This window comes from Rhodococcus sp. F64268 (genome assembly GCF_023015605.1).
Classification (GTDB): Bacteria; Actinomycetota; Actinomycetes; order Mycobacteriales; family Mycobacteriaceae; genus Rhodococcus.
On the sequence record NZ_JALKAI010000004.1, the window covers coordinates 400,632 to 424,764 of the forward strand.

The 24,133-nt window shown below is 66.0% G+C and carries 22 protein-coding genes; 13 read left to right on the forward strand and 9 right to left on the reverse strand.

The genetic code is table 11. From position 1 onward, the window contains the following. Positions 1-92 precede the first annotated feature (92 nt). Entirely contained in the window at positions 93-2,294 is a 2,202-nt protein-coding gene (locus MWU77_RS12205; protein ID WP_281499315.1) for a transglycosylase domain-containing protein, read from the forward strand. Here MWU77_RS12205 and MWU77_RS12210 read toward each other — a convergent pair. Then, complete coding sequence (locus MWU77_RS12210) at positions 2,269-2,883, reverse strand: TetR/AcrR family transcriptional regulator (RefSeq protein WP_247273806.1); 615 nt, start codon at positions 2,881-2,883, stop codon at positions 2,269-2,271. The genes MWU77_RS12205 and MWU77_RS12210 overlap by 26 nt on opposite strands. 45 nt (positions 2,884-2,928) lie before the next feature. On the opposite strand from MWU77_RS12210, the gene MWU77_RS12215 reads away from it, so the two are divergent. From MWU77_RS12215 to MWU77_RS12225, 3 genes are read left to right on the forward strand one after another with little or no spacing between them, the layout of a single operon-like run. After that, positions 2,929-4,155, forward strand: a complete 1,227-nt coding sequence (locus MWU77_RS12215) for an acyl-CoA dehydrogenase family protein (protein WP_247273807.1) — start codon at positions 2,929-2,931, stop codon at positions 4,153-4,155. A 15-nt stretch (positions 4,156-4,170) separates the two neighbouring features. After that, positions 4,171-5,244 (forward strand): phosphotransferase family protein, encoded by a 1,074-nt coding sequence (locus tag MWU77_RS12220; RefSeq protein ID WP_169689008.1) that lies wholly within the window; start codon positions 4,171-4,173, stop codon positions 5,242-5,244. Beyond that, on the forward strand, positions 5,241-5,999 hold the full coding sequence (locus tag MWU77_RS12225; protein ID WP_247273808.1) for an SDR family oxidoreductase: 759 nt from the start codon (positions 5,241-5,243) through the stop codon (positions 5,997-5,999). Before MWU77_RS12220 ends, MWU77_RS12225 begins: the two co-directional genes overlap by 4 nt. A 74-nt stretch (positions 6,000-6,073) precedes the next feature. On the opposite strand, the gene MWU77_RS12230 is transcribed toward MWU77_RS12225, so the two are convergent. From MWU77_RS12230 to MWU77_RS12240, 3 genes are all read right to left on the reverse strand, one after another. Then, complete coding sequence (locus MWU77_RS12230; protein ID WP_169689006.1) at positions 6,074-7,174, reverse strand: inositol-3-phosphate synthase; 1,101 nt, start codon at positions 7,172-7,174, stop codon at positions 6,074-6,076. After that, complete coding sequence (locus MWU77_RS12235; RefSeq protein WP_169689005.1) at positions 7,167-7,727, reverse strand: PadR family transcriptional regulator; 561 nt, start codon at positions 7,725-7,727, stop codon at positions 7,167-7,169. The genes MWU77_RS12230 and MWU77_RS12235 overlap by 8 nt, the downstream gene beginning before the upstream one ends. A 170-nt stretch (positions 7,728-7,897) precedes the next feature. Then, positions 7,898-8,131 (reverse strand): DUF1707 domain-containing protein, encoded by a 234-nt coding sequence (locus MWU77_RS12240; protein WP_247273809.1) that lies wholly within the window; start codon positions 8,129-8,131, stop codon positions 7,898-7,900. A 96-nt stretch (positions 8,132-8,227) separates the two neighbouring features. On the opposite strand from MWU77_RS12240, the gene MWU77_RS12245 reads away from it, so the two are divergent. The 4 genes from MWU77_RS12245 to MWU77_RS12260 all read left to right on the forward strand — a co-directional run bounded on the left by MWU77_RS12245 (position 8,228) and on the right by MWU77_RS12260 (position 13,816). After that, positions 8,228-8,650 (forward strand): DUF5318 domain-containing protein, encoded by a 423-nt coding sequence (locus MWU77_RS12245; RefSeq protein ID WP_308198794.1) that lies wholly within the window; start codon positions 8,228-8,230, stop codon positions 8,648-8,650. A 798-nt stretch (positions 8,651-9,448) separates the two neighbouring features. Further along, on the forward strand, positions 9,449-11,701 hold the full coding sequence (locus MWU77_RS12250) for a transglycosylase domain-containing protein (protein WP_247273810.1): 2,253 nt from the start codon (positions 9,449-9,451) through the stop codon (positions 11,699-11,701). Positions 11,702-11,710: 9 nt separating this feature from the next. Next, positions 11,711-13,330, forward strand: coding sequence for a glycosyltransferase 87 family protein (locus tag MWU77_RS12255; RefSeq protein WP_169689002.1), 1,620 nt, complete (start codon positions 11,711-11,713; stop codon positions 13,328-13,330). A gap of 21 nt (positions 13,331-13,351) precedes the next feature. Beyond that, the gene (locus tag MWU77_RS12260; RefSeq protein ID WP_169689001.1) at positions 13,352-13,816 is read left to right on the forward strand and encodes an RNA polymerase subunit sigma-24; all 465 of its coding nucleotides are present in this window, start codon (positions 13,352-13,354) and stop codon (positions 13,814-13,816) included. A gap of 27 nt (positions 13,817-13,843) precedes the next feature. On the opposite strand, the gene MWU77_RS12265 is transcribed toward MWU77_RS12260, so the two are convergent. From MWU77_RS12265 to MWU77_RS12275, 3 genes are read right to left on the reverse strand one after another with little or no spacing between them, the layout of a single operon-like run. After that, a complete protein-coding gene (locus MWU77_RS12265) occupies positions 13,844-14,257 on the reverse strand; it encodes a DUF2752 domain-containing protein (RefSeq protein WP_247273811.1) in 414 nt (137 codons plus the stop codon). Positions 14,258-14,290: 33 nt separating this feature from the next. Further along, positions 14,291-14,623, reverse strand: a complete 333-nt coding sequence (locus tag MWU77_RS12270; protein ID WP_169688999.1) for a CD225/dispanin family protein — start codon at positions 14,621-14,623, stop codon at positions 14,291-14,293. Positions 14,624-14,675: 52 nt separating this feature from the next. Further along, a complete protein-coding gene (locus tag MWU77_RS12275; RefSeq protein ID WP_247273812.1) occupies positions 14,676-16,034 on the reverse strand; it encodes a glycosyltransferase 87 family protein in 1,359 nt (452 codons plus the stop codon). A 129-nt stretch (positions 16,035-16,163) separates the two neighbouring features. Between MWU77_RS12275 and rpsF the strand changes: the two genes are divergently transcribed. From rpsF to dnaB, 5 genes are all read left to right on the forward strand, one after another. Beyond that, positions 16,164-16,451 carry a 30S ribosomal protein S6 gene (rpsF, locus tag MWU77_RS12280; protein ID WP_169688997.1) on the forward strand — a complete coding sequence of 96 codons (288 nt, stop codon included), beginning with the start codon at positions 16,164-16,166 and terminating at the stop codon, positions 16,449-16,451. Between the two features lie 64 nt (positions 16,452-16,515). Continuing rightward, the gene (locus MWU77_RS12285) at positions 16,516-17,034 is read left to right on the forward strand and encodes a single-stranded DNA-binding protein (RefSeq protein WP_169688996.1); all 519 of its coding nucleotides are present in this window, start codon (positions 16,516-16,518) and stop codon (positions 17,032-17,034) included. A 40-nt stretch (positions 17,035-17,074) separates the two neighbouring features. Further along, positions 17,075-17,317, forward strand: coding sequence for a 30S ribosomal protein S18 (rpsR, locus tag MWU77_RS12290; protein ID WP_054806388.1), 243 nt, complete (start codon positions 17,075-17,077; stop codon positions 17,315-17,317). 15 nt (positions 17,318-17,332) lie between these two features. Continuing rightward, positions 17,333-17,788, forward strand: coding sequence for a 50S ribosomal protein L9 (rplI, locus tag MWU77_RS12295; protein ID WP_169688995.1), 456 nt, complete (start codon positions 17,333-17,335; stop codon positions 17,786-17,788). Positions 17,789-18,309: 521 nt separating this feature from the next. After that, positions 18,310-21,492: a replicative DNA helicase gene (gene dnaB / locus MWU77_RS12300; RefSeq protein ID WP_281499316.1), complete on the forward strand. Its 3,183-nt coding sequence runs from the start codon at positions 18,310-18,312 to the stop codon at positions 21,490-21,492. Positions 21,493-21,682: 190 nt separating this feature from the next. Here dnaB and MWU77_RS12305 read toward each other — a convergent pair whose 3' ends face one another. Continuing rightward, positions 21,683-22,270 carry an HD domain-containing protein gene (locus tag MWU77_RS12305; protein ID WP_247273813.1) on the reverse strand — a complete coding sequence of 196 codons (588 nt, stop codon included), beginning with the start codon at positions 22,268-22,270 and terminating at the stop codon, positions 21,683-21,685. A gap of 112 nt (positions 22,271-22,382) precedes the next feature. Further along, on the reverse strand, positions 22,383-24,077 hold the full coding sequence (locus tag MWU77_RS12310; protein WP_247273814.1) for a class I adenylate-forming enzyme family protein: 1,695 nt from the start codon (positions 24,075-24,077) through the stop codon (positions 22,383-22,385). Positions 24,078-24,133: the final 56 nt, after the last annotated feature.

The window sequence follows — 24,133 nt, forward strand, 5'->3', positions numbered from 1 at the left end:
ATCTGCGTAGTGCTGCGCACACATTCGGCGTCGTGCTGCGCACACATTCGGCACAGTGCTGCGTACGTCACTTATGCGCGTGACTTCGCACCATGCTGTCGGCAGGATGGAAGAATCTGCCGAGGCCCATTCTGGAGAAAGTGGTACGTGTGAGTCCCCCGAATCCGTCGACGTCCAGCAGCGGACGCGCTTCCGCTGGTTCGAAGTCACGGCGGTGGCGAATTGTCCGGTATGTCGTACTCGTGGTGGTTGCGCTGCTGGTTCTCGTGCCGATCGGAGTGTTCGCTGGCGCGTACGTCTCGGCAGAGGTACCCCGCCCCTCCGACATGACGACCAACCAGATCGCTCGCATCTATGCTGCCGATGACACCACCGAGATCAGCCGAGTGGTGCCACCGGAGGGCAATCGCGTCGAAGTCGGCATCGACGAGGTCCCCGCGCACGTGCGCAACGCCGTGCTCTCGGCCGAGGACCGCGACTTCTACAGCAACCCCGGTTTCTCGATCTCCGGATTCGCTCGCGCGGCCCGCGACAACGTCATGGGCAAGGACACCGCCGGCGGCGGCTCCACGATCACCCAGCAGTACGTCAAGAACGTGCTGGTCGGCGCCGACCGCACCCTCACGCGCAAGATGAAGGAGCTGGTCATCTCGTCGAAGATGGCCCGCGAATGGTCGAAGGACGAGATCCTCGAGGCGTACCTGAACACCATCTACTTCGGCCGCGGCGCCTACGGCATCGCCGCGGCGTCGCAGGCGTACTTCGGGAAGGCGGTCGGCGACCTGACGGTTTCCGAGGGCGCGGTCCTCGCGGGCGTGATCCAGACACCGTCGTCGCTCGATCCCGAGTTCAATCGTCCCGCGATCGAGGCGCGCTGGAACTACGTCCTCGACGGCATGGTCGATATGGGCGTGCTCGATCCCGGTGACCGCGCCGAAGCCGCCTTCCCGGAGACCGTCCCGTCCGATCAGCTGGCGCGCGCCAACGAGGCGCCCGGCCCCGAAGGACTGATCCGCACCCAGGTGCTGCGTGAGCTTTCTGCAGCGGGGATCAGCGAACAGGTGCTCAACACCGAGGGGCTGCGCATCGTCACCACGATCGATCCGGTGGCCCAGCAGGCGGCGGTCGACGCGGCGCGGGGCAACCTCGAGGGCGAACCCGAGGACCTGCGCACTGCCGTGGTGTCCGTCGACCCGCGCTCGGGCGCGGTGCGGGCGTACTACGGCGGCGAGGAAGGCGCGGGTTACGACTATGCGCAGGCGCCGCTCCAGACCGGTTCGTCGTTCAAGGTGTTCGGTCTGGTCGCGGCTCTGCGTGAGGGCATCGGCCTCGGCGCGCGCTACGACAGCACCCCGCTGACCGTCGGCAGCATCGAGATCAACAACGTCGAAGGCGAGTCGTGCGGTAAGTGCACGATCGCGGAGGCGACGAAACGATCGCTGAACACCAGCTTCTATCGGCTGATGATGTCCATGGAGAACGGTCCGCAGAAGATCGCCGACGCGGCGCACGACGCCGGTATCCCGATGGAGATCCCCGGGGTGGAGGGTACTTCGCTCACCGAGGCGAACGGCATCCCGGAAGGGGGCATCGTGCTCGGCCAATATCAGTCCCGCGTGATCGACATGGCGTCGGCGTATGCCACGCTCGCGGCGTCGGGCACCTTCCATCAGCCGTATTTCGTGCAGAAGGTCACCACGTCCGACGGTGAGGTGCTCCTCGACCGGCCTGCGTCCCCCGCGGAGGATCGCATCGACCCGGCCGTGGCCGACAACGTCAGCCAAGCGCTGCTGCCCGTCGCGGCGTACTCGCGTGGCCACGCGCTTGCCGGCGGGCGACCGTCGGCTGCGAAGACCGGCACCACCCAGCTCGGTGACACAGGCATGAACAAGGACGCGTGGATGGTCGGGTACACCCCGTCGCTGTCGACCGCCGTGTGGATCGGCACCGCCGACGCGGGGCCGATCACCAATCTGTGGGGTGGCTCCATCTACGGCTCCAGTCTGCCTTCCGACATCTGGAAGGACACGATGGACACCGCGCTCGAGGGCACCGATGTGGAGAGCTTCCCGTGGCCCGACCCGATCGGTGGACAGGCGGGAGTGCCCGCCGACGCGGGTATCAGCACCCCGACGACCACCGGGCGTCCGGTACCCGGGTTCGAACTCCCCGATCTGAGCGACCTGCCGCCGATCACGATCCCGGCGCCGCCGGTCGAGATCCCGCCGGAGGTTCAGTTACCGCCGCAGATCGAGGTCTTCCCAGGCGTCACGATCCAGATCCCGGGGATGTGACGCCGGGGTCGTCGAGAACGACGGCCCGCAGCACGGTGATGCTGTAGTCGACAACATCGTCGACCGAGGTGTCCGGGGCGGCGGTGCGGTCGACCGCAAGTGATTCGACCATCGACCACCAGCCCCGCAGTCTCATGGTGGTGAGCGGATTCGGCGCTGCGCTCGTTGCGGTCAGAATTCGCCCGACCATCGTGTTCCTGACCTCGTCGTGGATCTCACGGATCTGCGGGTCGGCACCGAATCCGCCGTGGAAGAAGGCCTGGTAGTTGTCGCTGTGCCGGTCGACGAACGAGACGAATGCGTTCAGGCACGCCCGAAGCGGGTCGGGGTCGTCCGGGTCCGGCGTGGCCGCGCGCAGCATACGGCGGGACGCGGCGCCCACGACCGCCACGTAGAAGTCCTGCTTCGTGGGGAAGTACCGGAAGAGCAGGCCGCGTGAGATACCGGCGATCTCGGCGACGCGGTCGATCGACAGCGCGTGGATCGGGCGGTTCGACAACTCTTGAAGGCCCACCGCGACGAGCTGGCGTCGGCGCTCTTCGGGTGGCAGCCGGCGTCTGACATCCGGGACTTGTCGGGGAGTGCTCACCCCGCTAGCCTAACTGAGCATTGCTCAATTGAGGACGGAGCCTTCATGGATTTCGGACAGTCCGCGCGGAGCCTCGACTATCTCGAGCGTCTGCGCACCTTCATCGCCACCGAGGTCGAACCCGTCGAACGGCAGGTCCGTGCCGGGCGGAGCGAGGGGCTCGCCCAGCGTCGCGACGCCACCGGAAGCTGGTCCGTCGCACCGGAATTCCGCGAACTGCAGCGCAAGGCCCGCGAGGCAGGACTGTGGAATCTCTTCCTCCCCGATCCGGACCTGGGTGCGGGCCTGTCCAACGTCGAGTACGCCCCGCTCGCCGAGGAGATGGGCCGGTCGATCTTCGCGTCGGCCGTGTTCAATTGCGATGCGCCCGACACCGGGAACATGGAGGTGCTCTACCACTACGGCAGCGCCGAACAGAAGGAGCGCTGGCTGCGTCCCCTGCTCGACGGTGAGATCCGGTCGGCGTTCTGCATGACCGAACCCGACGTCGCCTCGTCGGATGCCACCAACATGGCCGCGACCGCCGTCATCGACGGCGACGAGGTGGTCTTGAACGGACGAAAGTGGTGGAGCACAGGTATCGGGCACCCCGACTGCAGGGTGCTCATCTTCATGGGCCTGACCGACCCGAACGCGCACAAGTACCAGCAACATTCGATGGTTCTCGTCCCGATCGACACACCGGGGGTGACGATCGAGCGCATGCTTCCGACGATGGGATACTTCGACGAACCCGGTGGGCACGGCGAGGTGTCGTTCACCGACGTCCGGCTGCCCACCGATGCGGTGATCGCCGGTCCCGGACGCGGTTTCGAGATCGCCCAGGGCCGTCTCGGCCCGGGGCGCATCCATCACTGCATGCGTCTGGTCGGGCTGGCCGAGCACACGCTCGAACTCGCGTGCCGCCGCGGACTCGACCGGACGGCCTTCGGCAGACCGGTCGTCAACCTCGGCGGCAACCGCGAACGCATCGCCGACGCCCGCATCGCCATCAACCAGCTCCGGCTGCTCGTCCTGCACGCCGCATGGCTGCTCGACACCCAGGGTCTGGCGGGTGCCCGATCCGCGGTTTCCGAGATCAAGGTCGCCGCGCCGCGGGTCGCGCAACAGATCATCGATTTCGCGATCCAGATCCACGGTGGCGCAGGGCTGTCCGACGACTTCCCGCTCGCCGGTGCCTGGACGGCAGCGAGGGCACTGCGCCTTGCGGACGGACCCGACGAGGTGCATCAAGGCCTCGTGGCACGATTCGAACTCGGCAAATACAACTGAGATGGGGATACAGGAGTGAGTGAACTTCCTGACAACGCGCGAGCGGTCCGCGACGAGGACGCATTCGACGTCCGGGCCGTTGCGGCATGGCTCGACGAACACGCAGGCATTCCGGGACTTCCGGAGGTGCGTCAATTCTCGGGTGGCGCGTCCAATCTGACCTACCTGCTGCGCTATCCGGATCGAGATCTCGTGCTGCGTCGTCCGCCGGCCGGGGCGAAGCCGTCGTCCGGACACGACATGGCGCGCGAGTACCGCATCCAGTCGCTGCTCGCACCGGTCTACCCGCACGTGCCTGCCATGGTCGGCATGTGCACCGACCATGGGGTGCTCGGCAGCGATTTCTACGTGATGGAACGCGTGCCCGGCACGATCCTGCGGGCCGACCCGCAGACCACCCTGGACCTGACGCCGGAACAGACCCGTGCCTTGTGCCTGCGGATCGTCGACCTGCTCGTCGAACTTCACGGTGTCGACCCCGGGACCTCCGGGCTGAACGAATTCAGCCGCGGCACCGGGTACGTCGCGCGGCAGGTCGCGGGCTGGACCGCGCGCTACGAGAAGGCTCGGACCGACAACGTCCCCGATTTCGCACGCGTCACCCGCTGGCTCGACGAGACCCAACCCGCCGACGTCGCGTCGACTGTCGTGCACGGAGATTTCCGGCTCGACAATGTGGTGCTCGACGCGGACGATCCGCTGCGGCCGGTCGCTGTGCTCGACTGGGAACTTGCGACGATCGGCGACCCGCTCATGGATCTGGGCTCGTCGCTCGCGTACTGGGTGCAGGCCGACGACGACCCGATGCTGCTCGCCACCAAGCGGCAGCCGTCGGATCTGCCCGGTATGCTCACCCGCCGTGAGATAGTCGAGTACTACTCCAGGAAATCCGGACTGCCGGTGGACAACTGGCGATTCTACGAGGTCTTCGGCCTGTTCCGGCTCGCCGTGATCGCCCAGCAGATCTACTACCGCTACCACCACGGGCACACCACCAACCCCGCGTTCAAGGACTTCTGGGTTGTCGTCGGCTACCTCGACTCCCGGTGCAACGAACTCATCGACCAACTCGAGAAGGAGGGCCGATGAGTCGGCCACAGCGACGTAACATCCTCATCACCGGAGCGAGTTCCGGACTCGGTGCGGGAATGGCCCGCGAATTCGCCGCGCGGGGACGCAATCTCGCGCTCGCCGCCCGCAGGGTGGATCGCCTCGACGCACTGCGGTCGGAACTGCTCGCCGAGCATCCGCATATCACCGTCGCGGTGCGGGCGCTGGACGTCAACCGGCACGACGACGTCTTCACCGTCTTCCGGGAGCTCGACGAGGAACTCGGTGGCCTCGACCGGGTGATCGTCAATGCCGGTCTCGGCAAAGGGCAGCCGTTGGGCACGGGCTACTTCCGTGCGAACGCGCAGACTGCTCAGACCAATTTCCTCGGGGCGCTCGCCCAGAGCGAGGCAGCGCTCGAGCTCATGCGCCCGCGCAATGCGGGGCACGTCGTCCTGATCTCGTCGATGAGCGCACTGCGCGGAATGCCGCGCAACATGACGACCTACGGCGCGTCGAAAGCGGGGGTCGCGGCCCTCGGAGAGGGGATGCGATCGGACCTGGCGGGCACCGGGATCGACGTCAGCACCATCTTTCCCGGCTACATCCGCTCGGAGATCAATGAGAAGGTGAAGAAGGTCCCGTTCATCGTCGACACCGAAACCGGTTGTCGTGCACTGGCTGCGGCGATCGAGAAGGAGCCGGCCAAGGCATACGTGCCGGGGTGGCCGTGGATCCCGCTGGCCTACGCAACGAAGGTGTTGCCGTTGTCGGTGGTACGGCGAATGTCATAACCGCCCCGAAATGGCCGAATGTCACCTTCATACAGTTGAAGTGTACGAAGGTGACATTCGGTCATGAAGGGGGATCAGTCCTCGGCGCCGATGATGAAGGCCTCGAGCTCGGTACGAGCCTTGTCGTCGGCCATCTGGACCGGCGGGGACTTCATCAGGTAGGCAGATGCCGGGAGGATCGGGCCACCGAGGCCGCGGTCCTTGGCGATCTTCGCGGCGCGGATCGCGTCGATGATGATGCCTGCGGAGTTCGGCGAGTCCCACACCTCGAGCTTGTACTCGAGGTTCAGGGGGGCGTCGCCGAAGGCACGGCCCTCGAGGCGGACGTATGCCCACTTGCGGTCGTCGAGCCACTGAACGTAGTCGGACGGGCCGATGTGGACGTCGCGGTCGTGGACCTTGCCTGCCAGCGGGCCGTTGAGGTTCGACGTGACGGCCTGGGTCTTTGAAACCTTCTTGGACTCGAGACGCTCACGCTCGAGCATGTTCTTGAAGTCCATGTTGCCGCCGACGTTGAGCTGGTAGGTGCGGTCGAGCACGACACCGCGATCCTCGAACAGCTTCGCCATCACGCGGTGGGTGATGGTAGCGCCGACCTGCGACTTGATGTCGTCGCCGACGATCGGGACACCGGCGTCGGTGAACTTCTTGGCCCACACCGGGTCGGAGGCGATGAACACCGGGAGCGCGTTGACGAACGCCACGCCGGCGTCGATGCAGCACTGGGCGTAGAACTTGTCGGCCTCGTCGGACCCGACGGGCAGGTACGACACGAGAACGTCGACCTCGGCGTCCTTGAGTGCCTGGACGACGTCGACGGGCTCGGCGTCGGAGAGTTCGATGGTCTCGGAGTAGTACTTGCCGATGCCGTCGAGGGTGTGGCCGCGCTGGACGGAGACGCCCGTCGGCGGCACGTCCGTGATCTTGATGGTGTTGTTCTCGCTGGCGTTGATCGCCTCGGAGAGATCGAACCCGACCTTCTTGGCATCGACGTCGAACGCGGCGACGAACTTGACGTCGCGCACGTGGTACTTGCCGAACGCGACGTGCATCAGACCGGGGACGGTCGAGGTGGCGTCGGCGTCCTTGTAGTACTCGACGCCCTGAACCAGAGACGAGGCACAGTTCCCCACGCCCACAATGGCCACGCGCACCGAGGTGCTGTTCTCACCCATGGTCGGGTTCTCCTTCTTTTCTGCTTGCTGCTGACGACTGCTCGGCGGCGATGAGTTCGTTGAGCCAGCGGACTTCACGTTCGCTGGACTCGAGGCCGAGTTGGTGTAGTTGACGGGTGTAGCGATCCAATGTGCCGCTCGCCCGCCCGATGGCGTCGCGGAGGCCTTCCCGGCGCTCCTCGACCTGGCGTCGCCTGCCTTCCAGAATCCGCATCCGCGCTTCCGCGGGAGTCCGGCTGAAGAAAGCGAGGTGAACGCCGAATCCGTCATCGGTGTAGTTCTGTGGACCCGTGTCGGCCACCAGCTCGGTGAACCGTTCCCGGCCTACCGGGGTCAGCTGGTAGACGCGACGAGCGCGCCGCTTCACCGGCCCGGGGACTCCGGCATCCTGCTCGGCGATGAGGCCATCGGCCTGCATCCGGCGCAATGTCGGATACAGCGACCCGTACGAGAAGGCGCGGAAGGCGCCCAGAAGCCCGGTCAATCGCTTGCGGAGCTCGTAACCGTGCATGGGCGATTCGAGAAGCAGCCCGAGGATTGCCAGTTCGAGCAAAGGGGGCCACCTCCTACGTCCGTTCGAACCTGACCGACTGATGCGATGCAAAACTATATCGCACCGATATATAGAACCATACGCCTGTCCCCAACTCGCCCCTCAGAGAAGTGCACCCCACAGAACGACAGCGACAGCGACGACCGCCACACCGGCGATCATCGGGGCGATCAGTCGCCCGGCGGGCTTTCGGCCCCGTCACCCTCGGATTCGACCGGCGGTTCCAGGTCGCGAACGAGGTCGGCGAGTTCCGGCAGTGTTGTCGCTGTTTCGGTGCGTGCGACGAGGTCGCGCCGTTGTTCTGCCGTCAACTGCCCTTCGTCGTAGGCAGCGTCGAGACGGGTGCGTGCGCGAAGACGGTCGCTGTCGCGAACTCGGGTCTGCGGCGATCGTCGGCGAATCACGGCAGAAGCGTAGTTCGTCCGGAATGGGTCTGCCGCGTACAGGACCGAGCACACTCCGCGCCCACTTGCACTTGGGCCGCACGTACTCTGGAGCCCGTGCAAACTCAGCGGCAGGTGGTGGACTACGCGTTGCAGCGGCGGTCGCTGCTCGCCGAGGTCTACTCGGGGAGACGCGGCGTGGCCGAGGTCTGCGATGCAAGCCCTTACCTGCTGCGAGCCGCAAAGTTCCACGGCACGGGCAGCGAGATCGTGTGCCCTATCTGCCGCAGGGAGCAGTTGACCATCGTCTCGTGGGTCTTCGGCGACAAGCTCGGAGCGGTTTCCGGTTCCGCGCGCACTCCCGAAGAGTTGACCCGCCTGGCCTCCAGCCAGGAGGAATTCTCCGTCCACGTGGTCGAAGTTTGCCGAACCTGCAGTTGGAACCACCTGGTGCAGTCGTACGTTCTCGGTGCGCAACCCGCGCCGAAGCGGCCCCGTCGTCGATCGACGGGTGCAAATCGACGCACCGCGAGCGAGTGAACGGTCGCCGGACGACGTGACATCGACGTGCCCGACGGTGTACACAGCTGCACAAGACCGAACGACCGAGTCGTCGACCCCCTGTCCGAGGACGGATTCGAGGATCGGGCGTAACGCGTCGCGCCGACATTTGGAGAAACGTACGTGAGTTCCACCGACAACGAACCCGAGGACAACCGGGCGGTTCCGCCCCAGCCGAACGGTCCCGGCGGTATTCCGCCGCAGCGGCCGACACCGGATGGTGCCTCCGCTCCGGGGCGTCCGCTGCCGCCTCCACCGCGTCAGCAGGGGTCGGGGCAACCTCCGGGTCCAGGTCCACGGCCGCCGCTCCCCCCTCATGGGCGTCCGCAGCAGCAACCACCCGGGCGTGGCGGGCTTCCGCCGCAGCAGCCGGGCCCTCGTCCGGCCGGCCCCCAGCAGCAAGGACCGCAGGGTCCGCTGCCCGGCCGCGGTGGGCCGCCGCCCCAGCAGGGGCGGAGACTTCCACCCCAGGGGCCGGGGCAGCCGATGCGCCCGGGCACGGGTCCTGTCCCTCAGCAGCAGCGCCCACCGCAGCAGTTCCCCGGCGGGCCTACCGATCGTGCACCGGGAAGCCCCGCCGGACGGGGTGCCCCCGCTGCCGATCCCACCCGCCGGATGCAGTCCGGTGCGCCGAACAGTCAGGAGCAAGCGGCAGTCAGGCAGCCCCCGCCGCGGGCAGCTGCCTCCGCTCCCGGTTCCGCTGGTGGCCCGCCCGCGGGGACACCTCCCACGGGTGGCCCCGGCGATGGAGCCGGAGGCGATGGCCGGAAGCGGCGTATGCCGTGGCGCACGATCCGGCGCATCGGTTACGTGGTGGTTGCTGCGGGCATCCTCGTTCCCATCCTCACGTTCATGCTCGCCTACATTGCGCAGGACGTGCCGAAGCCCGGTGAACTCGTCACCAACCAGGTGTCGACGATCTACAACGCCGACGGCTCGAGCGTCATCACCAAGGTCATTCCGCCTGAAGGCAACCGCAACGAGGTGGATCTCCAGGAGATCCCCGAGCATGTCCGCAACGCCGTGCTCGCGGCCGAGGACCGTGATTTCTACAGCAACTCCGGGTTCTCGATCTCAGGCTTCGCGCGTGCCGCCCGCGACAACATTCTCGGGCGTGAGAGCGCGGGCGGTGGTTCGACGATCACGCAGCAGTACGTCAAGAAGGCGCTGGTCGGCGACGAGCGGAGCCTCACGCGTAAGGCCAAGGAGCTGGTCCTGTCGGTGAAGATGGCCAACCAGTGGTCGAAGGACGAGATCCTGTCCGCCTACCTGAACACCATCTACTTCGGCCGTGGTGCGTACGGCATCTCGGCGGCCGCGACCGCGTACTTCGGTAAACCCGTCAGCGATCTGACAGTCGAGGAAGGCGCGGTCCTCGCGTCGTCGATCCAGCTGCCGTCGCTGCTGGACCCGGAACAGAACCCCGAGGGCGCCGAGGCCCGCTGGAACTATGTGCTCGACGGCATGGTGTCCGCGGGCACGCTCAACGCGCAAGACCGTGCGACGAAGCAGTACCCGGCGTACGTTCCGCTCGCCGAGCTCGACTTCGGCGACCAGTCGATGGGCCCGGAAGGGCTGATCAAGAACCAGGTTCTGGCAGAACTCTCCGCCGAAGGGATCGACGAGAACCTGCTCAACACCGCCGGTCTCGAGATCACCACGACGATCGACACCACCGCGCAGGCCGCCGCGGTCGACGCTGCGCAGTCGAACCTCGAGGGAGAGGACGAGAACCTGCGTACCGCGGTGGTGTCCGTCGACCCACACAGCGGCGCGGTGCGGGCGTACTACGGCGGCGACAGCGGCGTCGGTTACGACTTCGCGCAGGCAGGGCTGCAGACAGGCTCGTCGTTCAAGGTGTTCGGTCTGGCTGCGAACCTCGATCAGGGCAATCCGTTGTCGACGACGTACGACAGCGGTCCGCTCACCATCAACGGCATCAAGATCGGCAATGTCGAAGGTGAACAGTGCGGTGAATGCACGATCGCCGAGGCGCTCAAGCGTTCGCTGAACACGAGTTTCTATCGGATGATGCTCGACATGGAGGACGGCCCGCAGGCCATCGCCGATATGGCTCACAAGCTCGGTGTCGCGAAGGAACTCCCCGGTATCGGCGAGACCCTCACCGAACCGGGTGGCGTGGGACCGAACTACGGCATCGTCCTCGGTCAGTACCAGTCGCGAGTCCTCGACATGGCGTCGGCCTATGCGACGCTCGCGGCGTCGGGTATGCACTACGACCCGCACTTCGTGCAGAAGGTCGTCACCTCCGACGGGGAGGTGCTCCTCGACCGTGGCGCGCCGAGCGGTGAACAGGTGGTCGACGAGGCCGTGGCCGACAACACCACCGCGGCCATGACGCCGATCGCTGCCTACTCCAACGGGCATGCCCTCGCGGGCGGTCGTCCGTCGGCTGCGAAGACCGGAACCGCCCAGCTCGGCGACACCGGGTCGAACAAGGACGCGTGGATGGTCGGCTACACCCCGTCGCTGGCCACCGCGGTGTGGGTCGGTACCGAGCAGGGACTGCCACTCGAGAACAGCTGGGGCGGCATGATCTACGGGTCCGGCCTGCCGTCGGACATCTGGAAGGACACGATGGACGGAGCCCTGGAGGGCACCGATGTCGAGTCCTTCCCCAAGCCGGGCAAGATCGCCGGTGAGTCCGGTGTGCCGAGCTGGTCCGCGAAGACGACGGCCCCACCGACCAGTGACAAGCCGTCGACGTCCCGAACGATTCCGACGTTGCCGGAGGTTCCCGAGATCACGACGCAGAACGTGGAGATCTTCCCGGGTGTGACGATTCCGATTCCGGGCGTGGCGCAGGCGCCGGTCACCACGACTCCGCCGCGTGGGCCGTCGAACGACACTTCGACCTCCGAAGAGGAGGAAACCGGAAGTGACGGCTCGGACGGCAGCGACCCCACCGTGCCGTCGGCACCCACCACCACCAATCGGGTCCCCCAGTTCAACCAGTTTCCGGACGCGGCGAACGGTCGAGATTACGATGAGCTCCAGCCTGCCGGGTAGCCTCTCGGCGTGACCGTCGACGGGGAGGCCGCGCACAGGGGACACGTCTCTCCTGAGCCCCTCGCCGACGATCGTCGTTCCGTGGACTGGCGCGACACCCCGGGTCGAACCGACCCGATGGTGTCGCGCCTTTCCGCACTTGTCGGGGGACCTGTCGGCAGGCACGCACTGCTGGGCCGCACCCGCTTCTTCACGCCGCTGCGGGCGATGCTGTTGCTCGCGGTGGTGTTCTTGGCGTTGGGATGGTTCGGCAAGGCCGCGTGCATCCAGCAGGCGCCGGTCGGCCCCGACGGTGGACTCGGGTTGGACTGGAGCGACAACCGGCAGTACGTGGCGATGTGTTATTCCGACATCGTTCCGCTCTACGGTGCGGAGCGGCTCAACGAGGGCGCATTTCCGTACGCGACGTCGTGGGAGGAGCCGGGGGCGGACGGGCAGACGCAGACCCGGTATATGGAGTACCCCGTAGTTTCGGGCCTCTACCAGTACGTGTCGATGCGTGTCGCGAAGGCATGGGATTCGGTGTCGTGGTTGCCCGGTGGACTCCAGGTCGCGATCTATTTCAATGTCGTTGCCTTGGGGCTCGCGTTCGCGTGGCTCGCGACGTTGTGGGCCACCGCCAGGTCGGCCGGACGGCGAGTGTGGGATGCCGCGCTCGTCGCTGCGTCGCCGCTCGTGATGGTGCATGCGTTCACGAACTTCGATGCCTTGGCTGCGGCATTCGCGGCGGGCGGTCTGCTCGCGTGGGCTCGCCGCCGCCCCGTGCTTGCGGGGGTGCTGCTGGGGATCGGTGCCGCGACGAAGCTGTACCCGCTGCTGCTGCTCGGCCCACTGCTGGTGTTGTGTCTGCGTACCGGGAAGATGCCCGCGTTCTTCCGAACCTTCGGTGCCGCGGCAGGTGCGTGGCTGGCGGTCAATCTGCCGATCCTGCTGTTGTATCCGCGGGGATGGTACGAATTCTTCCGCTTGAATTCCGATCGCGGCGCCGACCCTGATTCGATCTACAACGTGGTGCGGTCGTTCGTCGGATGGCCGAACTGGTCCCCCTCGACGCTGAACTACGTGTCGCTGCTGCTGTTCGCGATCGCATGCGTCGGGATCGGATGGCTTGCGCTGACCGCACCTCGGCGCCCGCGACTGGCCCAGCTGTGTTTCCTGCTCGTGGCGGCATTCCTGTTCACCAACAAGGTCTGGAGTCCGCAGTACTCACTGTGGCTGGTCCCGCTCGCGGTACTCGCGATACCGCACCGCAGGGCTCTCCTCGCGTGGATGACGGTCGATGCCCTCGTGTGGGTTCCGCGCATGTTCTATTACCTCGGTCCTGACAACAAGGGCGTACCGGAGCAGTGGTTCACCGCGACGGTGGCGATCCGGGACCTCGCCGTCCTGGCGCTGTGCGCGGTGGTGTTGTGGCAGATCCGGCATCCGGTCGACGATCCCGTCCGGTACGGATTCATCGACGACCCCGTCGGTGGTGTTCTGGACCAGGCGCCCGATGCGTACCCACGGTGGCTACCGGGATGGTTGAAACCGGCACACGGCCGCGCGCCGTCGAAGGTGTCCCGACCGGTTTCTTTCGATTCGGTTTCGTTCGATCGGAGGACAGCGAAGGCCCGCACGTCGTCCTAGGCTTGTGCGAAGGGAGGGGACATGAGCACTGTGCGTGGTGGCGGAGTACTCGGACATTTCACGATGTGCGAACTCGCCTGGTCGGTGGCCGCAGGTGACGCGGCTGCGATGCCTGCGCTCCTTCGGCAGTTGTATCCTCAGGTCTCCGCGTACTGCCGGGCGCGTGCTCGCGACACCGGCGTTTCCTTCACCGAAGCCGATCGTCTGGCTCTCGAGGTGTGCCACGAGATCCTCGCCGCGGTGTCGTCGGTGGTGGGCGCCCAGCAACCGTTCGTCCGCCTTGCCTATGCGACCGCCGTGGACGCCGCCGACGCCCGGTTTGCTCGTTCGGGAGACCATGCCGGTACCCGGATGCAACGGGAGATCCTCATTCTGCGCACCATCGTCGGTCTGGACCTGGAACTGACTGCAATCGCATTGGGCATCAGTCCGCGGCGGGTGCGCGCCGAGCAGCACATAGCGTTGAGGTCGCTCCGCGCGGCCTGAGATCCTCGGGGTCGGCGGCGAGCTGCCTCAGATTCGAAGTGCCGTGAACGGCTCGATCGGGAGGTTGCGCACCACGAACCACACGGCGATCACCGCGAGCGCGATGTGCGGGGCCCACCGGTACCCGCCCCATCGGGGCATCGATGTGCCGCGAGCGCGATTCACGGTCCACAGCAAGAACATTGCGAGCAGCCCGACCGTCACGGCGACGCCCAATGCATTGAACCGAACTGCTGACGGAATATCAAGGTGCACAAGTGAATACAACATTCTCGACGCACCGCACCCGGGGCAGAGGATCCCGAAGATCGCGTAGGTGGGGCACGGCGGGATGATTCCGCCCGGGGTGGTCGGGTCGGCCCACGCCACGAACGCGCACGCGCACACCGCACCTGCCGCGACCGCGGCGGGCGCTTTCAGGCGTGCGAGGGTGCGTTCCATGAGGTCCTCAGTGAGTCGTGGCCACGACAGCGCTCAGTGAGTCGTGGCCACGACAGCGGCCCAGAACGCGAAATAAGCCACGACGAGCGCGATCAGCCCGACAACCCAGATCACCGCTGACCAGATCGCCCAGGTCTTCGCCGAGCGCGCGGCCCGGTGCGCTTCGTCGAAACGTCCCTGTGCCCACAGATTGTTGACCCGCGCCGCCTTGACCAGCGAGACGATCCCGAGCGGCATGCAGAACACCACGGTCGCGACGATGCCCCAGACCATGTTGTTCTCCGGCGGCCGACCATACGGATGGAACGGTGAACCGTAGGCACCGGGCTGCGGGCCGGGTGGTGGGAACTGTCGATACGCATTCATTCGCCGGCGCGCTCCTCTGGTTGCGTGTGTGCGGTGGGTTCGTCGCCCGTCATCACGCGTTTGCCGGGCTCTCGAGTGACCGATCGTGGTGGCCGTGCGTGCGCCTCTTAGTCGAACGTCGTTCGGAAGAGTTGAGGAAGACGAAGAACAACACGACCAACAGTAGTGCCCGGCCCCAGACCCCGATGTGGACGAGCATGAGAGGAAGCGCCTGGTCGCTGTTCCCCGCGGTCGAGTCGAACCAGAGGAAGATCCCGATCCCCATCGACAGGTCGACCAGCAGATACGTCGCGATGAGCTGCCACGGGATGCGCAGCAACAGGAACAGGGGCAACAGCCACAGTGTGTACTGCGGGGAATGCACCTTGTGCAGAAGGAGGAACCCGCACAGGATCGCGGCGGCAACAGGGAGCCACGGGTAGACGCCTTCGCGGAGACAGCGGCGCCATCCGAGCCACAGCGCGGTCGCGAACACCGCGAGCATGAGCACCGGTGAAACGAGGGCGACCACGTCGTTGTACTCGGAGGTGACCTCGTGCCCTTGGTAGTTGCCCATCAGTGGACGCAGACCCCAGTACCAGATCGAGTTGCTGGTCGCGTCCGCCTCTCGGTTCTGCTGGAACGTGAACGACGCACGCCACCCGTCGAAACCGAGGATCGCGAACGGCAGGTTCACCGCGACGACGGTCGCGATGGCCGTTCCGGCCACGGCCAGTGCACCGCGGAAGTCGCGGCGTCCGATCGGCGCGTTGTCGTCGCGCTCGGCTGTGCCGCCGACGAAGACATAGGCGATCAGCGGCAGGACGAAGAGCCCCGGATAGAGCTTGAGGCAGAACCCGACGGCGAGAAGTGCCGCGGCGATCATCCCGCGGGTACGAAGCGACCAGCGCCGGGTGCCGACGACTGCGATGGCGAGGACGGTCACCGCGACCACAGGCAGGTCCCAGTTCAAGAACGCATACATCACGAGCGGTGGTGTGGCCGACCACCAGAGGGCATGCCATCCGGCGATCCGCCCGAGGATCCACGCGGTGAGCAACCCGAACGGCGTCAGGAGCAGCGCGGAGTGCAGCAGGAAATCGGCGTCGGTCTCCGCGAACAATGCCCCGACCCACATGAGAACGCCGCCCAGCACCGGGTATTCGACGGTGCCGCCGGTGAGGTTCCCGGCAGTGGTGATGCCGCCGTCCACGAAGGGGAACTGGTGGAGGTTGATTCCCCGCCCGAGCCACAATTGCTGGATATCGGAATAGCAGACGGTGGCGTCCTTGAGTTCGTCGAATTGCATCGAGCGACCGAACAGATCGAAGGGCGGTCCTGCGCAACGGGCCTTGTTGAGGTAGCCGAGCAGCAGCGTCAGCGCACAGGTGACGACGGCGACGAGCGCGGGAAGGGATCGGCTCGTGCGCATGTTCTCACCCTAAGTCAGTTTCGCTGGTCGAGCGGCGGTCATGTACCCTTCTTGGGTTGCTGACGCAACGACCCTCCTGTCACGGATCGTCCGTGACCGTTCACAGTCCATGGGAGGTGATGAGGTCTTATGCGTCATTACGAATTGATGATCATCCTGGACCCCAGCCTGGATGAGCGCACTGTCGCTCCCTCGCTGGAGACGTTCCTCAACGTGATCCGCCAAGAAGGCGGCAAGGTCGACAAGGTCGACGTGTGGGGTAAGCGTCGTCTCGCGTACGAGATCGAGAAGAATGCCGAAGGCATCTACGCGGTCGTCGACATCAGCGCGACGCCTGCTGCGGTTGCAGAGCTGGATCGTCAGCTCGGCCTGAACGAGTCGGTGCTTCGCACCAAGGTTCTGCGCCTCGGAAAGTGAGCCTGTCGGCGCTTGGCCGTAGGCTCTGGCGCATCAGGACTCCACACACTGCAGGAGGAACCACATGGCAGGCGACACCGTCATCACCGTGGTCGGCAATCTGACCGCCGATCCAGAACTGCGTTTCACCCCGTCGGGTGCCGCGGTCGCGAACTTCACCGTCGCGTCCACGCCCCGCATGTTCGACCGTCAGTCCAATGAATGGAAGGACGGCGAGGCTCTGTTCCTGCGCTGCAACATCTGGCGCGAGGCAGCCGAGAACGTGGCCGAGAGCTTGACTCGAGGATCCCGCGTGATCGTGCAGGGCCGGCTCAAGCAGCGCAGCTACGAAACGCGTGAAGGCGAGAAGCGCACTGTCGTGGAGCTCGAGGTCGACGAGATCGGCCCCTCGCTCCGTTACGCCACGGCCAAGGTCACCAAGGCCGGTCGCGGCGGTGGCGGAGGCGGCTTCGGTGGTTCCTCCGGTGGATCGGGCGGTGGGCGCCCCAGTTCCAACGCCAATACCGGTGGCGACGACCCGTGGAGCAACGCTCCCGCGGGTGGTTCCTTCGGCGGCGGCGGGGACGACGAGCCCCCGTTCTGATCCGACCTTCGATCGGAACATCTAAGTACGGAGAAAGACCATGCCTAAGTCGCCCGCGCGCGAGAAGGTTTTGAAGAAGAAGGTCTGCGCCTTCTGCAAGGAAAAGAATGTGCAGATCAACTACAAGGACACCACGCTGCTGCGTAAGTACGTCAGCGATCGCGGCAAGATCCGCGCTCGCCGCGTCACCGGCAACTGCGTGCAGCACCAGCGCGATATCGCTGTTGCTGTGAAGAACTCCCGTGAGGTTGCTCTGCTTCCTTACGTCTCGACGACTCGCTAAGGAAAGGGGAACACGATGAAGCTCATCCTCACCGCCGACGTGGACAACCTCGGTGCGCCTGGCGACACCGTTGAGGTCAAGGACGGTTACGGTCGCAACTACCTGCTGCCCCGCGGACTGGCAATTGTTGCCACCCGTGGCGCCGAGAAGCAGGTCGCGGGCATCCGCCGTGCACAGGAGGCCCGTGCAGTGCGCGGCCTCGAGCACGCACAGGAGCTCAAGGCCGCCATCGAGGGCCTCGACAGCGTCTCGCTGGCAGTCAAGACCGCTGCAGACTCGGGCAAGTTGTTCGGCTCGGTCACCGCTGCCGACGTTGCCGGCGCGCTCAAGGCTGCCGGTGGCCCGGTTGTCGACAAGCGCATTGTTGTGCTGCCCAAGGCGCACATCAAGGCGACCGGCAAGCACGAGGTCGTTGTGAAGCTGCATCCGGATGTCACCGCGAAGTTCACGCTGAACGTCGTCGCTGCCTGATCCGGTTTTCGAGGAGCCCCGCGCACATCGCGCGGGGCTCCTCGCTGTCTGTGTACAACCTGTGGATAATCCCTGTGGGATTCAGCTCTCATGTGATCCACAACATATCTTTCTCGAACGAAACTTTCGGACACGCCCGGCTGTCGATATGGCCACGACACGCCGAAATTCTTTTTCTCCACAGGTGTGAGGAACAATTTTTGCGCTCTGAACTGGACAAATGCGTGATGTGAGATGTGTTCTCCCCAGGTTGTCCACAGAGGGTGCACAACGTAGTCCACGGGATTCCACAGTTCATCCACAGATGTGTGCACAACCCGATTTGGTGAGCGGCTTTTCGGTCCCTAACGTCGTGCGCACGACTCTCCCCCATGGGTTCGGTATGGGTCGGAAATATGTCGGTGGGCACGGGTAGAACGTGGATTGTGAGTTCGGGTCGCAAGGGCCCGGATCCGTCTGCGGAAAGCCCGTAGGCCGGGCATGACCGTGCTTGGTTCGGGAATCGGAAGGGTGGAAGCGCGTTGGCAGTGGTGGACGATCGAGGCCACTCCGAATATTCCGGACCGCCCGATGAACCCGAGACCGATTTCGGGCGTCAGCCTCCCCACGACTACGTGGCGGAGCAGTCCGTGCTCGGCGGCATGCTGCTGAGCAAGGACGCCATCGCCGATGTCCTCGAGGTGCTTCACCCGGGCGACTTCTACAAGCCCGCGCACCAGTTCGTCTACGACTCGATCCTCGATCTCTACAGCCGGGGCGAGCCGGCGGACCCCGTCACGGTATCGGCCGAACTCGATCGCAAGGGCGAACTCAAACGCATCGGTGGGCCCGCCTACCTCGTGACGCTCACCCAGACGGTCCCCACTGCCGCGAACGCCGGTTATTACGCCGAGATCGTCTCCGAGAAGGCCATCCTGCGTCGCCTCGTCGAAGCGGGCACACGCATCGTCCAGTACGGATACGCCGGCTCCGAAGGGCAGGATGTCGCCGAGGTCGTCGACCGCGCCCAGGCCGAGATCTTCGACGTCTCCGAACGCCGCACCAGCGAGGATTTCGTTCCACTCGAAGAACTGCTGCAGCCCACGATGGACGAGATCGATTCCATCGCCAGCCGTGGCGGCATCTCGGTCGGAGTCCCCACCGGGTTCGCCGAGCTCGACGAACTCACCAACGGCCTGCACGCCGGGCAGATGATCATCATCGCCGCCCGCCCGGGTGTCGGTAAAGCCCTCGCGCTCGACACTGTCCTGCCCACCCCGAACGGGTGGACCACCATGGGCGAGGTCTCCGTCGGCGACGTCCTGTTCGACGCCCACGGCGAGCCGACGCGCGTCGTCGCGGCCACCGAGATCATGCATGGCCGGCCGTGCTTCGACGTCGTGTTCTCCGACGGCACCGTGCTCGTCGCCGACGCTCAGCACCAGTGGCGTACCTCCGACGGCGCCGTTCGCACCACCGCCGAGCTTGCTGCCACCGTCGATGCCGACCACGCCGTCACCAACGCCGCTCCACTCCGGACGCCTGCAGCAGACCTGCCTGTTCCACCGTTCACGCTCGGCGCCTGGCTCGGTGGTCCGTCGGCCGATCCGCACGTCCACATGCGCGTCGAAGGTGAGGGAGGGTGCACCGAGGCCCTGATGGCGCTCGGTGCGCACATCCCCACTGCGTATCTGCGTGCCTCACAGGAACAGCGCCGCGATCTGCTGGCCGGACTCCTCGACGCAGGCGGCACCGTCGACGGCGACGGCACCATCCGATTCGCGTCGGACTGCGCACGCCTGGTCGAGGACGTCGCCGAACTGCTCTCCGGTCTGGGGCACGCCTGCACCGTCGATGGCGACGCGGTGGCGTTCGAGACCGGCGACGACGTCTTCGTCCTACCCAGCAAGGCCCTTCTGCACAAGGAATGCCGCCGCCCGGTGCCGGTCGAGCGTCGCATCGTCGCGGTGCGGCCGGTGGAGCCGGTGCCGGTGCGCTGCGTCGAGGTCGACGGCGAGCACATGTACCTTGCGGGTCGCGCGATGGTGCCTACCCACAACTCGACGCTCAGCATGGATTTCATGCGGTCGTGCTCGATCAAGCACGGCATGGGCTCCGTCATCTTCTCCCTGGAGATGGGGCGCACCGAGATCGTCATGCGCCTGCTTTCCGCGGAAGCGAAGATCAAACTCGGCGACATGCGGTCCGGTCGCATGACCGATGACGACTGGACCCGGCTCGCGCGTCGCATGAGCGAGATCAGCGAGGCACCGCTGTTCATCGACGATTCACCGAACCTGACGATGATGGAGATTCGTGCGAAAGCGCGGCGTCTCAAGCAGAAGCACGACATCCGTCTCATCGTCATCGACTACCTGCAGCTCATGACGTCCGGCAAGAAGGTCGAGTCGCGCCAGCAGGAAGTCTCGGAGTTCTCGCGAAGCCTCAAGCTTCTCGCGAAGGAACTCGAAGTTCCCGTCATCGCAGTCTGTCAGCTCAACCGTGGTCCCGAACAGCGAACCGACAAGAAGCCGCAGGTCTCCGACCTCCGTGAGTCGGGTTGCCTGCCTGCGTCCACCCGGATCCTGCGCGCGGATAACGGCGCGGAGATCACTCTCGGGGAACTTCTCGCGACGGGTGAGCAGCCGCTCGTGTGGTCGCTCGACGAGCGGATGCGCATGGTCGCGCGGCCGATGACGAAGGTCTTTCCCAGCGGGCGCAAGGAAGTGTTCCGGCTGCGGCTCGCGTCCGGCCGCCAGGTGGAAGCGACGGCGAACCATCCGTTCCTGACCGTCGACGGCTGGATGCCCCTCGGTGAGTTGATGGTCGGCGGACGTGTCGCGGTGCCGCGTGCACTGCCTGCACCGATCGACATGGTGACCTCCTCCGAAGACGAGATCGTCGAACTCGCCCTCCAGGCCGTCGCCGATGCTGCCGTGCCTGCGCGTGCGTTTGCGTTGCCCAAGGACCAGGTTGCGGCGCTGCTCTGCCACGTGTGGGAAGACAGCGGCCTGCTCGCCTGGGACGTCGACGCGCAGCAGGCGATGATCCGGTACTCGACCGCCGACCGGCGATTCATCGATGATCTGGCCGTCCTGTTGCTGCGGATCGGTGTGTTCTCGCAGATCACGGAAACCGCGTCGGGCTACGACCTGCGCGTGACCGACCCGGACGGACAGGCGGTGTTCCTGCACGACGTCGGCGCCCACGGCACGGCAGCGCAGTGGGTGCTGACACAACTCGGGCCCACGCTCACACGTCGCAGCGTCGACGGCGTCACCCCCGAACTCGAAGAGTCACTGGGCCGGCTCCTCGCTGTCGAGCGGTTCACGCCGAGCGAGCTCGTCGGTGCTGGGGCCCCACGTTCCAGCCTGGCCGAGGTGGCCGGTGTACTGGGCGAAGCCGATATCGACATGGTCGCCACGAACAACGTGTACTGGGACGAGATCGTCTCCATCGTCAGTCTCGGTGAACAGGACGTATTCGACGGAACCGTCCCGGGCACACACAATTTCGTCGCCGACGGCGTCTCGGTGCACAACAGCCTCGAGCAGGACGCCGACATGGTGATCCTGCTGCACCGTCCCGACGCCTTCGAACGCGACGACCCGCGTGGCGGCGAGGCAGACTTGATCGTAGGTAAGCACCGTAACGGCCCGACGGCCACGATCACAGTGGCGCACCAGCTCCATCTGTCGCGTTTCGTGGACATGGCGCGCGGCTGACGTTTTGTTGTCGAGTTGCAGCGCAGATCACGAAGGTCGCACAGCTTGCTCAACAAGCCTGGACACGGCGAAAAAACGCTCCGATCAGGTCAAACAGTGCACGGTGAGGTCCGGCATCGCCAGGCGATGCTCGTGGCACCGAACTCGCCGAGAACAGGTTGCCGCGAGCGGACCGGCCGCCAGTGGCGGATCAGTCGGTCCCGAATCCCGATGACGGTCGGGTGAACACCTCACGCAGCATCGGCACGAAGTGGTCGACCGGCAGGGTCGGGTACGCCGGGTCGAAGGAAACCTGGTCCCATTCCGCACAGAAGTGGGCGCATGTATCGAAATACGGTGAACCTCGGAACTTTTCACGCGCATTGGTGTCGAGGCCGAGCCGGTCCCAGTAGTGGTAGCCCTGGAAGATCCCGTGGTGCTGCACGACCCAGGTCGATTCCGCGTCGAGGTACGGACGGACGATCGACGCCGCCAGTTCCGCGTGGTTGGCTGGTGCCATCGCGTCGCCCACATCGTGCAGCAGAGCCGCGACGACGAGATCAGTTCGGGCACCTTCTCGATATGCCCTCGACGCAGTCTGCAGCGAGTGCTCGTAGCGGTCGACCTGGTAACCGAGCGTCGGCCCCTTGAGCGAGTCGAGCAGGTCGATCATCGTGTCGACGAGGCGGTCGTTCAGGAACTTCTTCGACTCGGTGAAAATGAGTGCGATGTCCTCCTTCGTCGATTCGTCCATTCTGGTGAAGCCGACCATGCGGTTCGGTTGATCGATCTCGGTCACATGGATCTCCTGTCCTTCACGGATACGGAATCGGGACCCGCGGGGTGTGTTGCCTTCCTACCGGCGTGACCGCGACACGGCAATCGGTCGTCTCTCTCACCGGGCCGAATCTTCACGGCTGCCCTACCGGGAACGAACTCGGTCGCGGACACACTGCCGGACCCGCCGAAGCATCGAGTTCACCGGCGGCGAGCGCGGCCAGAGCCAGGTCCCGAACCTGCCCCTTCGCCAGCTTCCCTCCCGACGACCGGGGCAATGCGTCGACCACGAGCAGAAACTCGGGCAGGTATTCCTTGGTCATGCCGTGCCCGGCCAGAAACGCGGTCAGGTCGGGCAACGTCAGCCCGCCGGCAGAACTGCCGCTGACCACGACGCAGACCCGCTCGCCGAAGACCTCGTCCGGAAGCCCCACGGCCACCGCCATCTCGACATCCGGGTGGGCCTCCACCTCACGCTCCACGTGGGCCGCCGAGATGTTCTTCCCGCCTCGGATGATGATCTCGGCCTTGCGTCCCACGACGGTGAGATAGCCGCTGTCGTCGATGGTGACCAGATCGCCCATGAGCAGCGCGCCGTCCGGAGCGTAGAGCTCGTCGTTGGCCGCCGGGTCGTCGTAGTACCCCATACTCAGGAGCGGCCCCGTGCCGCCCGGCTGGCCCGGCCCGCCGCTCGCGGTGATGTCCCGTCCCTCGTCGTCGTACAGCCGAACCGTCATCGACGGCACCATCCGGCCCGCGGTCGTCAGCCGCTTCTCCCGTGGGTCCCTCGTCGTCGTGTAGCTGAACGCACCGCTCTCGTTCGATCCGAAGAATTGCAGGACGGTGGCGCCGGTCCGGTCCTCGAACCGTGCCGCGTCGGGATAGGGCACCGCCTCCCCTCCGGTGAACATGACCTTCAAGGACGACAGGTCGACCCGGTCGGCGACATCGGACGCGAGAAGCATTCGGAATTGCGTACTGACACAGCACAGTACGGTCGCGCGTTCCTCCGCGATCTTCCGTGCCATCTCGTCGGCGTCGAACCTCGGCAGCAACACTGCCGGCGCCCCGAGCATGGCCGGCGCGAAGTGGCTTGTCCACAACCCGAAGCCGAAGGGTGCGGGGACCGCGGCGAGGAACACCTCGTCGTCACCGAGTTCCCCGGCCTCGACCGCCAGCTGGGAGAAGTGCATCCATCGGTTCTGGAACTGCACCACGCACTTCGGCAGTCCGGTGGTCCCGGACGTGGAGTTCAGCATCGAGACGTCGTCCGGTCCGAGGGCGCGCGGACGCACCAGTTCGGGCGGGGCACATTCGACCGGGATCTCACGCCAGCGCCCGGCGTCGAGCCGGCGGAGCGACTGCACCCGGCCGGCACCGACGACGAGATGCAGGCGTACCGGCAATTCGGCGGCCACGACGAGCCGCCCCAGTTGCTCGGCGTCGCGTCCGCGGTCCTCTGCCCGGGTGATCAGCGCGACCGCCCCGGAGCGGCCCAGCAGGTGCGTGATCTCGGCGTCGCCGGCGCGTGCGCCGATGCCCATCGCGACGAGACCGGCGCGTTCGGTTCCCACCAGCGCCGCGTGCACATCGGCGGTGTCCGGCAGGAGCACCCCGACGCGGTCGCCGGGTTCTACTCCGGCAGCCACCAGCACGGCCGCGATCTCGTCGGCGTACGAGGAGTAGCTGCGCCAGCTCATCCGGTCTGCACCCGCGACGAAGGCCGTGGCCGTGGGAATCCTCGTCGCGTGGTCAGCGACGAGCTGGCCGAGTGACCGCGTTCCCCACCAGCCGGCTTGTCTGTAACGCGCAACCGCCGCGTTGTCCATCACTGCCTCCCTGGCCGAACTCACTGATCGTGTCCGCCATCACACGATGGCCCGAC